This is a genomic window from Helicobacter cynogastricus, assembly GCF_900197855.1.
GTDB lineage: Bacteria > Campylobacterota > Campylobacteria > Campylobacterales > Helicobacteraceae > Helicobacter > Helicobacter cynogastricus.
Window position 1 is genome coordinate 434,331 of the sequence record NZ_FZMQ01000005.1, and the last position, 13,157, is coordinate 447,487.

The following is a 13,157-nucleotide window of genomic DNA, read 5'->3' on the forward strand; positions in this document are numbered from 1 at the left end:
CCTACTCCTGCAAGCTCTTCGCATAGATAGTGATGGGATATTTGTCTTTAAGCATGGCCACAAGCACATGATCGAAGTCTTGGGCCTTGAGATTGACTGCCATCTCTGTCAAATAGGATTCATTCCCTAGTTTGTGTTGAAAATCTTGTTGAGAAACTCTATAAAGGATCGCCTTATTTTTGAAGATTACAAAGCCTTCTTTAGTTGGGTGTTTAAAAATATGATCTACCAAAGATCGCGAATCATTCACATCAAGCCCTTGAATAGTCCCATAAAATTCTGGAGATAAAGTACCAATATCGCTACCTTGAAAACTTTTTACTTGCTTTTGGGCTTCTTGTTTGAGCCATTTTTGCTGGGCTTCTGCTCGCAGAGTTGCCATAACCTCATCTTTAGCTTCTTGAAAAGTTTTAAGAATGCCACTAGATTTTCCCACAAGTTTGGCCACCAAATAACCATCTTTATACTCTAAGGGCTTAAGCACTTCGCCCGGTTTCATCGCCGTAATTTTGGTATTAATGTCAACTCCGTAAGGCAAATCTGTAAAACTCTCTTTTTTGGGATTGAGATTGCCTTTTTTAAGGGCTAGGTACTGCTTTAGGGCCTCTTCTTTAGCTTGCGCTTGGCTGTAGTCATGGATAATGCGATCTTTTGCCTGATCAAAGGTCTCTAGCTTTCCTTGAGCGTCTGTATAGTTACTTTTGCGATCTTGGTAATACTTGCGCAACGCGCTCTGATCTAGGGCCGCTGTGCTAGGTTTGATCCATAGGGTCTGTAGAGTGTAACGCGTGGGCTTTTTATAAGTGTTCTTGTGTTTATCATAATAAACCTTCAGAGCGTTCTCTTCAAGTTGAATGGGAGCATCGCTAGCCTCTAAAACCTTAATACTGATACGATCCTGAATTTTGAATGGGTATGTAAATGCCTCTTTTTCCAAAGGAGTGGTTGCATTAGGAAAAAGTCTAGAAACCTTTTGCAAAATCAAGGCGTTTTTGACATTTTCTTCAAAGAGGGCGGGGCGGTAATGATTGTCTTGGAGCACCTTTTTATAGAGATTCACATCAAAATGTCCATCTTTTCGAAAAAGCGGACTTTTCTGTATCTCATTGGCAATTTCAGTATCGCTCACACCCAAACCCAAATCTAGGGCCAAATTTTTAAGATAAGCCTGATCGATGAGCATGCGCAACGCGCTCTTTTCAAACCCCATAGCCGCAAGTTGTTTCTCATCCAAGTCTTTAAAATTAGGAATAGACTGGCTATAAGCATCTACAAGCCTCTTGCGCTCCATCTCCAACTCTTCACTGGTAATCAAGATTCTGCCAACCTTAGCCACACTTCCAGAATTCATCGAGAAGCTATACTGCCCCCAGCCGATCATCCCTGCTGCAATAAAGGCAATAGTACTGATCCAAATGGTGAAAACTAGGTATTTTTTATGCTTTTGCATCCAAGCAATCACGAGAGCCCCACATTTTCAAGACTGATTAATTTTAGAACCGCATTTTAATCAAAGCTGACTAAAATTTGCTTTAAAAATGACGATTTAGGAGGTTTTTATGCAAAAAAACACGGCTTGGCATGCACGCAGTTTGCGCCATATTTGGCATCCCTGTAGCCAAATGCACGATTATCAAGAGCTCCCTTTGCTTCCTATTGCACGCGCAGATGGGATCTATCTTTACGATTTTGAAGGTCATGCTTACCTTGATGCTATTAGTAGTTGGTGGGTAAATCTCTTTGGACATAACCATCCCTACATCAATCAAAAACTTAAGGATCAGATAGACGCGCTAGAACATGTGCTTTTAGCAGGTTGCACTCACCCTCAAGTTGTGCGTCTTTCAGAAAGACTTTGCGCCTTGAGTGGCTTTGAAAAGTGCTTTTATGCAGATAATGGCTCTTCATGCATTGAAGTTGCCATGAAGATGAGCTACCACGCCCATCTTATACAAGGCCAACACAGACCAAAAATTCTCTCTTTGACGAATGCCTATCATGGCGAGACCTTAGGTGCTCTCTCTATTAGCGATCTAGGTCTGTACAAGGAAACTTATCAAGCTTTATTTTTAGAACATCTGCACACACCCGTTCCCAAAGACAATAGCGATATCCCAAATGCCATCGCCAAACTAAAGGCAATCTTAAAACAGCATGCCCCAAAGATCAGTGCCTTTGTGTTAGAGCCGTTGATTCAATGTGCCGGAGGAATGCATTTTTATAGCCCCGAATATATAAAACAGGCCGTGCATTTATGCCAAGAACACGGAATTCATATTATTTTAGATGAAATTGCAGTTGGGTTTGGACGCACCGGGAGCATGTTTGCTTTTGAACAATGCGGTATTAGGGGCGATTTTCTTTGCCTTTCTAAGGGGATTAGTGGGGGGTATTTGCCCTTAGCTGTGGTGCTCACTAACAACGCTATCTATGATCAATTCTACGCTCCCTACGATCAAAATAAAAACTTTTTACACTCCCATAGTTACACAGGTAACGCTTTAGCCTGCGCTTGTGCTAACGCCACCTTAGACCTCTTTGAGCAAGAAGACACTATTAAACGCAACCACGCTCTTAGTCTAAAAATTTATCAGGCTTTGCAGGACAATTTAGAAGATTTACCATATATTATTAATTTGCGGGCTAGGGGGATGATTTTTGCTTTTGAGCTGAATGGATATTCTGGAAATAAGCGCGTTAGTTTGGCTATCTTTGAAAAAGCCTTACAAAAAGGCTTGCTTTTAAGACCTCTGAATAATACTATTTATTTTATGCCTGCTTACATCATCAACGATTCGCAAATTACCTACAGCGTGCGCATGCTTAAGGAAATCATTTTAGAATTGACGCAAACTTAAGTCTTTCTACTATAGAATGATAGCCCTTGATGATGAAGGGAGCGTATGCAAAAAGAATCTAAAAATAAACGGGTTTTGGTCAAATTTTCTGGTGAGGCTTTAGCAGGAGAGAGTCATTTTGGGATTGATATTCAAATTTTAAGTTATATTGCCAAAGAGATTAAGACTCTAGTTACAAATGGCATTGAAGTTGGAATTGTTATTGGTGGAGGGAATATTATTAGAGGTGTGAGTGCGGCTAAAGGAGGGGTTATTCGGCGCACCAGCGGGGATTACATGGGCATGTTGGCCACCGTGATCAACGCTGTCGCGATGCAAGAGGCACTAGAGCATTTGGGCTTGGAAGTGCGGGTACAAAGTGCCATTGAAATCAAAGAAATCTGTGAAACCTATATTTATCGTAAAGCCATCCGCCACTTAGAAAAAGGGCGCATTGTGATTTTTGGGGCGGGCACTGGCAACCCCTTTTTCACCACTGACACGGCCGCCACTTTGCGCGCTATTGAAATTGGGGCAGATGTGATTGTCAAAGCTACTAAAGTAGATGGGATTTATGACAAAGACCCCAATAAGTTTGAAGACGCGCGAAAAATTGATACGATAAGTTATAACGATGCCCTCATTGGGAATATTGAAGTGATGGATGACACCGCTATTTCGCTTGCCAAAGACAACAAGCTCCCTATCGTGGTATGTAATATGTTTAAAAAAGACAATCTTTTACAAGTGGTCAAGCATAACCAAGGCGTGTTTTCTGTGGTAAAATAGAGGATTAAACTTAAAAAGGATGTAATTGAGAACCGAAGAAATTGTCGCCAAAGCGTTGGCCAAAGTAGATAATGATCGCTATGTACTTTCCAATCTGATTTTTACACGGGTTAAGCAACTTGGTGCTGGGGCTAAACCTTTGTTGTCTAAAATAGACATCAAACAATATAAGCCTACAGACATTGCGCTCTTAGAGATCGCTGAAGGAAAAATCAATCTTGAATGCATTGAGACAAGATACTAAGCGTGGCTATGGGGATTTGCTTGAAATCTTAAACGCAATTAGGGAGGTTTGTAGTCCACAAGAAGCCACGCGAATCCTAGAAAATGTTGCCACTCTCACGCCTAAAATTACTCAAGCCTTAGGTGTTGCGCATCACTTTCACCAAGGACAAAAGCGTAAGGGGGGAGGCCCCTATGTAACCCATCCTATTTGTGTGGCTGCTATTGTGGGCTTTTGCGAAGGGGATGAGGCCATGATTTGTGCCGCCCTCTTGCATGATGTTGTGGAGGATACGGAATGTAGCATTGAAGAGGTAGCGCGCGAATTTGGCAACGATGTGGCTAATTTGGTGGACGCGCTCACCAAGATTACAGAAATCCGCAAGGAAGAACTTCCTGTTGATGTCCAAGATACACGCCTGCTCGCCTCAGCACTGACTTTTAGAAAAATTTTAGTGGGTGCAATCGATGACCCTCGTGCCCTGATTGTCAAAATTAGCGATCGCCTGCACAATATTCTAACCCTCGATGCTCTGCCTAGAGACAAACAAATCCGCATTTCTAAAGAAACCCTTGCCGTCTATGCTCCTATTGCTAGCCGTTTGGGCATGGCTTCTATCAAAAACGAATTAGAGGACAAAAGTTTTTATTACATCTATCCCCAAGAGTATCAAAGGATTCAAACCTACTTAGATCAAAGCCGTCAGACTCTCACACTTAAACTTAACCGCTTTGCAGGCAAGCTAGAAAAGCTTTTTATAGAAAATGGTTTTTCAGGAGGAAATTTTAAACTCACTACACGCATCAAACGCCCTTATTCTATTTATCTCAAAATGCAACGCAAAGGGGCGGTGAGCATGGATGAGATCTTAGATCTAATGGCTGTACGGGTTTTAGTGAAAAACCCCCTAGATTGTTACCGCATTTTAGGTATTGTGCATTGGAATTTTAAGCCAATCATCTCGCGTTTTAAAGACTATATCGCCCTACCTAAAGAAAATGGGTATAAAACCATCCATACGACAATTTTTGATCGCTCCTCTATTTATGAAGTCCAAGTGCGCACCTTTGAAATGCACGAAGCAGCCGAATATGGCAATTCGGCACATTGGAAGTATAAGGCTGGAGGCATAGAATCTGATAGTCTTAAGTGGCTGCATAATTTCAAATACCATGGACATGATTCTAAATCTAATCCCAAAGAATTTTACGATCTCGTCAAAAACGATCTCTACCGAGAAGATATTACGATCTTTTCCCCTGAGGGTGATATTTACACTCTCCCGGCTGGTGCCATTGCCCTAGATTTTGCTTACATGATTCATAGTGAATTGGGTGACAAGGCCAAAGAAGCTTTAATCAATAACCAAAAAGCACAGCTTAACCAAGAACTCAAAAGCGGGGATGTGGTCAAGATTATCAAAGGTGAACAACCCATGTTGCGTTATGCTTGGCTAGACCAACTCAAAACCTCGCGTGCTAAAAATCATCTCAAACTCCAGCGTAAAAACCAACTCAAAGAGATTGATGTTAAGAGCACGATCAATATCCTTACTTGCTTTTTTGAAGCCTCGATTTTTGCCCAAGACATCGCTCCCAAAGATCATGTTCTATTTGATCAGAAGCTTGCTGAATGGGGGGTAGAAATCTCTTTGAGTGAAGCGAGCAAGAATTTAGAAAGTCTAAAAAAACTTATTGAGGAAATCCGTGAGAAGGTTAAGGAGATGCCTAGAGCTTTGAAAAAGAAGCCCGCCTATAGAGAATTTGGTTTCCTAATGAAGAATCTAATGCAGTTTCGCCTCACAACTAGAATGATGAATCTTTCAGATTCTCATATTGGGTTGAGCAAATCCTATTTAGATAATTTCATTATCCACACTAACCCCTATTTACAAATCAAGCAAGTCTTGTTTAGTGATTGTTGTCGCCCCAAATATGGAGATGAAATTGTGGCCATCTTGCCAAACTACAAGGATCAAAAAATTGTCGTGCATACCAAACTTTGTAAAGAAGCAGGGGTAGAAATTGATCTAGGTTTGCCTATGGTTCCCATCAGGTGGAGTAAGAGACGCAAAGAAGTTTATAAAGGTCTTTTCTACTTGGGAGACAAACATGGTGCACTCTTACGCATTTTAGAGGTGTTGCATAAGAATCATTGTAGTGTGGTGGGTGTGAATTATTCAGGCTATGGAGATACTTTTTCCTCGCATTGTGAAATCATTTTGGAATGCAATGCTAGAGATGCCAGCGCACTTAAGGAACTACTCACCCGAGTATTTAAGGAAAAACTTGTGAATTTTTCCAACCTCAAAGATGCCTATCAAGCCTAAAGGACACGCATGCAAGTAGAGCAAGCCATGAGCGCAATTTGTAAGGGAATGGGGGAATGTATCGGCTTGGAGTTTCTCCAAAGTCGCGTAGCGCATTTTTACCAAACAGGGCAACGCTTCATTGTGAAAGCGGGTTTTGACCCCACTGCCCCCGATCTGCACTTAGGCCATGCCGTGCTCTTAGAAAAGCTGGCTACTTTGCAAAAACATGGTGCTTTAGTGAAATTCCTCATTGGAGATTTCACCGCGCGTATTGGCGATCCTAGTGGCAAGAGTCAGACACGCAAGCCTCTAAGTGAGGCAGAGGTGCAAGAGAACGCGCGAACCTACGCCAAACAGGTTTTTAAAGCCCTTAATCCCACTCTTACAGAAGTGTGCTTTAACTCTACATGGTTGGATACTTTAGGGACTTCGGGCATGTTGGCCCTTGCGTCTAAATTTTCCGTAGCGCGCATGCTTGAACGCGATGACTTTGAAAAACGCTACTGCAACCACCAACCCATCAGTATTGTAGAGTTTCTCTACCCTCTTTTACAGGGCTATGACTCCGTAGTGTTGGAATGTGATTTGGAACTAGGGGGTAATGATCAAAAATTTAATCTCATGATGGGGCGTTTTTTACAGCGCGCCTACGGACTCAAAAAAGAACAGAGCGTACTTACCATGCCCTTGCTAGAGGGTTTGGATGGGGTACATAAAATGAGCAAGAGTTTAGGTAATTATATTGGAATCACAGAAGAGCCAGCCAGTATGTATGCTAAAATCTTGAGCATAAGCGATACTTTAATGTGGCGCTATTACGAGCTATTGAGCGCTAAGAGTTCTGATCAAATCGCCCAGCTACAGCAAAGTGTGCAGGAGGGCAGAGCACACCCTAAAGCACTCAAAGAGGAGCTAGCTCTAGAGATCACCACCCGTTGGCATTCTACAAAGCAAGCTCAAGAAGCTAAAGCGGAGTTTGATCAAATCTTTAGCCAAAAACAAGCCCCCACAGAGATGCCCGAATGGCATTTTGAGAGCGGAATATGGATTGGTAGCGTGCTCAAAGATTGCCAGCTTTGCCCCTCCAGCTCACAGGCGCGCCGCGACATTCTAGGCGGGGGAGTACGCCTCAATCACGAGGTGATCAAGGATGAAAAATACCAATTTAGCAAAGGGTCTTATATCGTGCAAGTGGGAAAAAGAAAATTTGCTTTGGTGCATATCCACTAAAAGGATACTACATGATTTCCACACTCAAACCCCTTAAAATCGGCAAGCACACCCTCAAATACCCCATTTTTCAAGGGGGTATGGGCGTGGGCATTAGTTGGGATGAATTAGCTGGTAGCGCGGCTAAAGAGGGCATTTTAGGCGTGATCTCGGCTGTGGGCACGGGATATTATAAGAACATGCGTTTTGTAGAAAAAATGGTCGCTAAAAAGCCCTTTGAAGCGCTGAATTTTTATTCCAAGCAGGCCCTCCAAGAGATTTTTAAAAATGCGCGCAAGATTTGTGGCAATAACCCCTTAGGCGCGAATATTCTGCACGCTATCAATGAATACGGACGGGTGGTGCGCGATGCCTGTGAAGCGGGTGCAAATGTGATTATCACGGGCGCAGGCCTGCCCACCAACATGCCCGAGTTTACCAAAGATTTTCCTAATGTCGCCCTTGTACCCATTATCTCCTCAGTCAAAGCCTTGCATATCATCTGCAAACGCTGGAGCGCGCGTTATAAACGCGTCCCCGATGCAATCATTGTAGAGGGACCCTTAAGCGGAGGGCATCAAGGCTTTAAATACGAGGATTGTTTCAAAGAAGAGTTTCAGCTAGAAAACTTGGTCCCGGGTATTGTAGAAGCCTCCAAAGAGTGGGGCAATATCCCCATTATTGCTGCTGGGGGTATTTGGGATCGCAAAGACATTGATACCATGTTAGCTTTAGGGGCTAGCGGGGTGCAAATGGCGACTCGCTTTTTAGGCACAAAAGAATGCGATGCGAAAGTTTATGCGGAAATTTTACCTTCTTTACAAAAAGAGGATATTTTGCTCATTAAATCTCCCGTGGGTTATCCTGCGCGCGCGATCAACACGGGAGTACTCCAGCGCATTAAAGAGGGCAACGCGCCCAAGATCGCCTGCGTGAGCAACTGCGTTGCGCCCTGCCATCGGGGCGAAGAGGCTAAAAAGGTGGGTTATTGTATCGCCGATGGCTTGGGGCGCAGTTATTTGGGCAATAGAGAGGAAGGGCTTTATTTTACGGGTGCAAATGGGTATCGCATTGAACGCATTTTGAGCGTACATGAACTGGTGCAAGAACTCATCAGGGGTTGAATGAGTGCGTTTTATACTTTGTTTGCTCATCGGGATTTATGCCCATGCCCTGAGTATCACGCAGGTTGTGCCCTTTGGCAGTAGTAGCGTGCGCATCAGTTTTGATCACAATCTTGGTAAACACCATGTTAAGCAGACTCGTTTAGGAAAATTTGAAAGTGTCTTAGACATTAAGGCGCATTTTAAATTCCCTACAAAGTACTACCACTTTGATAACCAAACTTCTATTAGCGTGGCTCAGGGAAAAGTGGGAAGCACTAAGGTGATTTTGCTTTACCCAGAGGGTGCTTATCAAATCAGACGCGCAGACAATCACCTCTACATTATCATCACCACGCCTCATGCAACATCACCTGCTCCTACCCCTTCGTCCCCTCTACAACCCAGCCTATCCAAACACTTCAAGGTAGTTTTGGATGCCGGACATGGAGGACATGATTGCGGGGCTAGAGGGGTGAATGGCGTATGTGAGAAATGGATTGTGCTGGCTGTGGCTAAGTTTCTAAAACAGGAGCTTCTTAAAAGGGGGTATATTGTTTTTATGACTCGCAGTAATGACACTTACATCAGCCTCAAGGATCGCACTGACTTTGCTAATAACAAGAGTGCCGACCTTTTTATTTCCATCCATGCCAACTCAATCCCTCATCATTCTCCCACCAACCCCCAAGGGGTAGAAACCTATTTCCTCTCCACTGCCCGATCTGAGCGCGCGCGCAAAGTGGCAGAACAGGAAAACCAAGACGATGTTAAAGTGATGGACTACTTTTCCAAACTCTCTTTTTTAAATTCGCTCAATTCCCAAAGACTTATCACTTCTAATAAACTGGCGATCGATATTCAATTTGGTATTTTAAGCCAATTACGCCACACCTATAAGCATGTGATAGATGGGGGGGTTAGAGAGGGGCCTTTTTGGGTGCTAGCTGGAGCACTCATGCCCTCTGTACTCATTGAAATTGGCTATAATTCCAACCCTTTTGAAGCAAAGCGGATTCAAAATAAGCGTTACCAACAAGGCCTAGCTAAGGGAATTGCAAATGGCGTTGATAGTTTCGTGAGTAAAAACTTTTAATGCATTCTAAAAAAGCCACTCCTTACAAAGTTTTTGCCGCTTCTATCTTTTTTATACTGGTCGTGTGCAACTCCTTAGCACTTCTTTTCTCTAGTTTCAGCCACAATTTTTCTCAGCTTTCCAACATTCTCAATGCGCATTTCTACCCCTCTTGGCTTCATTTCATTTATCTTTGTGGACTTCTAGGGTCGCTCTTTTATTTTCTGCGCGCAACTCGTTACAATGTCTTTCTCCCTAAAGTGGGTGCGCTTGGCGTGAGCGTGTTTTGTACCTATTGCCTTTTCTTCCCCCCTTCTCTTCGGTTTGAAGTTTTCTATGTCTTCCCCCTAGCCTCTTTAGCAGGCCTGCATATAGGTTACAAAAAAATCCCTATTTTGTTCACTTTTGCCCCTTCAATTAGTACTTGCATTCTTTGGGTTTATGCCTGTGGGTTACAAAGTGCTCTTCCACATTGGCAATTTTCAACACTATTTGATTTTTCTTTATTTCTTGTTGTATTGGCTGGATTGGTAAGCTTGGTTTCAAGACATAAGGAATATTTAGGGGTTTATGAATACGCAAATTTGTTGGTACTCTGTGCAGGGTTAGTGGTTTGTCTTCTTTGCCCTAAAGCATTAGAAGGGCAAGAAAATGCTAGGGCGTTTTTTTTCTGGTTAGGAATGCTTTCTTGGGTGGGGGAGTGGATGCATGAGAGTTTGCGTTTGAAGACTTAGAGGAGAGTAAGCTAGCTTGAAAATTTTTATTTGCAATCAAAAAGTCGTAAAATGGGTAAGTACATTTCATTTGATAAAGGTATTCAAACTTTGAAAAAAGCGCACAAAGAGCGACTATTTTTGCTAGAGGATGATGTGCCTTTACATGCCGTGATCGTTGATTTTTTAACACGGGTAGGCTTTGAGGTACAGGGGGCTTATGAGAGCACTCAAGCCCTCTCAATTCTCTCTTGTGAATCTTTTAATCTGCTTCTTTTAGATGTGCAAGTTCCTGGCATAAATAGCTTTGAAACGCTTCAAGCACTCCGCCAGTCTCATATTACCACTCCTACTATCTTCATCAGTGTTTTAAGCGATATGGCTTCTTTAAAGAAAGCTTTTGACTTAGGAGCGAGCGATTATCTTAAAAAACCTTTCGACTTAGAAGAGTTGCAAATTAGGATTGAACGGCTTTTAATCGCGCAAAAAATTCAAATTGGCGCGCATGGTTTTTATGAAAGTGGGGTATTAAATGTGTGCGGTCAAAGCTTTTTTTTAACCTCTAAGGAAAAACAACTTTTAGAATTTTTTTTGCGCAATCAAAATAGAATTCTTTCTAGCGATCAGATCATTGCTAATGTGTGGAATTATGAAAGTGGCGTAGACGATTCGACTTTGCGTACTTATATTAAGAATTTGCGCAAACTTCTTGGTAAAGAAATTATTCAAAATGTCAAGGGTTTGGGGTATTGTTTTAAAAATTGATGCGCTTAGGTACTTATGAAAAACAATCTTTACGCCGTTTTTTGACCCTTTACTTGGGCTCATTTTTTGCGCTTATGGTCGCTATTGCGCTTCTTTTTTTTATCCATGAGAAAAATGCGTTACTAGAGAATATCCAACTGCAAATGCAATTACAAGTCAACCATCTTGCTCAAGACATCGTTTTAGAACACATGGAGGACACACCCAACCCTTTCAAACGCCTTGCACATAAATATGTGAATTTAGCCTTTGTGCTCTTAGATACGCACAATAGAATTCTTTATCGCCATAATTTGTTGGGGGGGACAAGTTTTGTTTTTTTTGGCCATCCTAAGAACTTGCCCTTGTTTTTACAAAAGGATGAAGATTTTTATCTTGTAGATAACAAAGCATTTGGACATCTAGGCGTGGCCACCATCATTTTGCAACGGCCAAAACCCGCAAATCTTTTTACGGCATTATACCGATCTATCTTGTTAGTATTGTTGGGGGTTTTTGTTTGTGTGGGATTGATGGCATATTTTTTAACTAAACTTTTTTTGAAGCCTATTAATGATGAAATAAAGCGACTCGATCGTTTTAGTAAAGATATAGCCCACGAACTCAACACACCCATAGCCACTCTGTTGATAAGTGCTAAAGAATTGGCGCGCCACAATCCCAAAGCCTTGGGAATCTTAGTGAGCACAAGGCGCATTTTTTATTTGCATAACCAACTATCTTACCTTTTTATGCAAGATTTGCGCCATGAACAACCCGGATTGATAGATTTACAAAATCTTGTTGCCCAGCAAATAAGTGCTTTTTGTGATATGGCTAATTTTTATCAAATTCAACTGACTCAACATCTCCAACCTACCATATTTAAAGCTTTAGAAGAGGATATGATCACGCTAGTCAGCAATCTTTTAATGAATGCCATTAAATACACACCGCCTAAGGGTTATGTACATGTCAGTTTAGATGGCGCACTGAGTGTGAGCAATACAGGACCCCTATTAAACTCGGCATTGATCGCCCATCTGAGCGCGCGCTATGTGCGTGGCACACAGACACAAAAAGGCTATGGAATTGGCTTAGACTTAGTTAAAAATATTTGTGTGCGCTATGGTCTTGAACTAGAAATCAACACTCAAGAAAAATGCAATGTCTTTAAGATTAATTTTAGCCAGCTTCAGGGCGCGTGAAGCTAAAATAAAGATTTTCTAGGCTAGAATGGCGGTTTTGGAAAGAAATTTAGCAAAAGGATGAGTGTGCCCACTATCAACCAGTTGATCAGAAAAGAAAGGAAGAAGATCCTCAAGAAAACCAAATCTCCGGCTTTGGTGGAATGCCCTCAAAGAAGAGGGGTTTGCACGAGGGTTTATACCACCACCCCTAAAAAACCTAACTCTGCGCTAAGAAAAGTTGCTAAAGTGCGCTTGACAAGTAAATTTGAGGTCATTAGTTATATCCCTGGTGAGGGGCATAACTTGCAAGAGCACTCTATCGTGCTCGTGCGTGGAGGTAGGGTAAAAGATCTGCCCGGGGTGAAATACCACATCGTGCGCGGTGCGTTGGACACTGCTGGGGTAAATAAGCGCTCGGTTTCTCGCAGTAAGTACGGAGCTAAAAAAGCCAAAGCCGGGGCTGAAAAGAAAAAATAAAGGGAAGAGATGAGAAGAAAAAAAGCACCCGTTCGGGAGGTTTTAGGCGACCCTGTCTATAACAGCAAGGTAATCACTAAGTTTATTAACAAGATGATGTATGATGGCAAGCGAAGCGTAGCAGAAAAGATTATCTACGCTGCTCTTAATAAAATCGAGGAGAAAAGCGGAGAAAAGGGTATTGAGGTTTTTGAAAAAGCCTTAGAAAATGTAAAACCTTTGCTAGAGGTGCGATCTAGGCGTGTAGGTGGAGCAACTTACCAAGTGCCTGTAGAGGTGCGCCCAGCCCGCCAGCAGTCTCTCTCTATTCGCTGGATATTAGAAGCCACTCGCAAACGCAATGAACGCATGATGATTGACAAATTAGCCAATGAGCTGTTAGATGCGGCTAGCGATAAGGGAGCGGCTTTTAGGAAGAAAGAAGAAATTCATAAAATGGCAGAGGCCAATAAAGCCTTTGCCCACTATCGTTGGTAGGAGAACGAT

13 protein-coding genes are annotated in these 13,157 nt (G+C 42.4%); 12 read left to right on the top strand and 1 reads right to left on the bottom strand.

Translation table 11 applies throughout. From position 1 onward, the window contains the following. Position 1: 1 nt before the first annotated feature. A complete protein-coding gene (locus C6H00_RS03490; RefSeq protein WP_104749631.1) occupies positions 2 to 1,462 on the bottom strand; it encodes a peptidylprolyl isomerase in 1,461 nt (486 codons plus the stop codon). Positions 1,463 to 1,559: 97 nt separating this feature from the next. On the opposite strand from C6H00_RS03490, the gene C6H00_RS03495 reads away from it, so the two are divergent. From C6H00_RS03495 to rpsG, 12 genes are all read left to right on the top strand, one after another. Continuing rightward, positions 1,560 to 2,858 (top strand): adenosylmethionine--8-amino-7-oxononanoate transaminase, encoded by a 1,299-nt coding sequence (locus C6H00_RS03495; RefSeq protein WP_104749632.1) that lies wholly within the window; start codon positions 1,560 to 1,562, stop codon positions 2,856 to 2,858. Between the two features lie 45 nt (positions 2,859 to 2,903). Next, a complete protein-coding gene (pyrH, locus tag C6H00_RS03500) occupies positions 2,904 to 3,626 on the top strand; it encodes a UMP kinase (protein WP_104749633.1) in 723 nt (240 codons plus the stop codon). Positions 3,627 to 3,651: 25 nt separating this feature from the next. Beyond that, entirely contained in the window at positions 3,652 to 3,870 is a 219-nt protein-coding gene (locus C6H00_RS03505; protein WP_104749634.1) for a DNA-directed RNA polymerase subunit omega, read from the top strand. After that, positions 3,845 to 6,178 (top strand): RelA/SpoT family protein, encoded by a 2,334-nt coding sequence (locus C6H00_RS03510; protein ID WP_104749635.1) that lies wholly within the window; start codon positions 3,845 to 3,847, stop codon positions 6,176 to 6,178. The genes C6H00_RS03505 and C6H00_RS03510 overlap by 26 nt, the downstream gene beginning before the upstream one ends. 9 nt (positions 6,179 to 6,187) lie before the next feature. Continuing rightward, a complete protein-coding gene (gene tyrS / locus C6H00_RS03515; RefSeq protein WP_104749636.1) occupies positions 6,188 to 7,390 on the top strand; it encodes a tyrosine--tRNA ligase in 1,203 nt (400 codons plus the stop codon). Positions 7,391 to 7,401: 11 nt separating this feature from the next. After that, entirely contained in the window at positions 7,402 to 8,493 is a 1,092-nt protein-coding gene (locus C6H00_RS03520; protein WP_104749637.1) for a nitronate monooxygenase, read from the top strand. Positions 8,494 to 8,497: 4 nt separating this feature from the next. Then, positions 8,498 to 9,568, top strand: a complete 1,071-nt coding sequence (locus C6H00_RS03525) for an N-acetylmuramoyl-L-alanine amidase family protein (protein WP_104749638.1) — start codon at positions 8,498 to 8,500, stop codon at positions 9,566 to 9,568. Next, positions 9,568 to 10,281, top strand: coding sequence for a hypothetical protein (locus C6H00_RS03530; RefSeq protein ID WP_104749639.1), 714 nt, complete (start codon positions 9,568 to 9,570; stop codon positions 10,279 to 10,281). Before C6H00_RS03525 ends, C6H00_RS03530 begins: the two co-directional genes overlap by 1 nt. Positions 10,282 to 10,332: 51 nt before the next feature. Then, on the top strand, positions 10,333 to 11,025 hold the full coding sequence (gene crdR, locus C6H00_RS03535) for a copper response regulator transcription factor CrdR (RefSeq protein WP_158655718.1): 693 nt from the start codon (positions 10,333 to 10,335) through the stop codon (positions 11,023 to 11,025). Then, positions 11,025 to 12,212, top strand: coding sequence for a sensor histidine kinase (locus C6H00_RS03540; protein ID WP_104749640.1), 1,188 nt, complete (start codon positions 11,025 to 11,027; stop codon positions 12,210 to 12,212). The genes crdR and C6H00_RS03540 overlap by 1 nt, the downstream gene beginning before the upstream one ends. 66 nt (positions 12,213 to 12,278) lie before the next feature. Continuing rightward, positions 12,279 to 12,671 carry a 30S ribosomal protein S12 gene (gene rpsL, locus C6H00_RS03545; RefSeq protein ID WP_013468810.1) on the top strand — a complete coding sequence of 131 codons (393 nt, stop codon included), beginning with the start codon at positions 12,279 to 12,281 and terminating at the stop codon, positions 12,669 to 12,671. 9 nt (positions 12,672 to 12,680) lie between these two features. Next, entirely contained in the window at positions 12,681 to 13,148 is a 468-nt protein-coding gene (rpsG, locus tag C6H00_RS03550; protein WP_104749641.1) for a 30S ribosomal protein S7, read from the top strand. Positions 13,149 to 13,157 lie beyond the last annotated feature (9 nt).

Excerpts from the sequence above, each read along its gene's own strand:
- C6H00_RS03495 (WP_104749632.1), top strand. The coding sequence starts at position 1,560 with ATGCAAAAAAACACGGCTTGGCATGCACGCAGTTTGCGCCATATTTGG.
- pyrH (WP_104749633.1), top strand. The coding sequence starts at position 2,904 with ATGCAAAAAGAATCTAAAAATAAACGGGTTTTGGTCAAATTTTCTGGT.
- tyrS (WP_104749636.1), top strand. The coding sequence starts at position 6,188 with ATGCAAGTAGAGCAAGCCATGAGCGCAATTTGTAAGGGAATGGGGGAA.
- C6H00_RS03520 (WP_104749637.1), top strand. The coding sequence starts at position 7,402 with ATGATTTCCACACTCAAACCCCTTAAAATCGGCAAGCACACCCTCAAA.
- C6H00_RS03530 (WP_104749639.1), top strand. The coding sequence starts at position 9,568 with ATGCATTCTAAAAAAGCCACTCCTTACAAAGTTTTTGCCGCTTCTATC.
- crdR (WP_158655718.1), top strand. The coding sequence starts at position 10,333 with ATGGGTAAGTACATTTCATTTGATAAAGGTATTCAAACTTTGAAAAAA.
- C6H00_RS03540 (WP_104749640.1), top strand. The coding sequence starts at position 11,025 with ATGCGCTTAGGTACTTATGAAAAACAATCTTTACGCCGTTTTTTGACC.
- rpsG (WP_104749641.1), top strand. The coding sequence starts at position 12,681 with ATGAGAAGAAAAAAAGCACCCGTTCGGGAGGTTTTAGGCGACCCTGTC.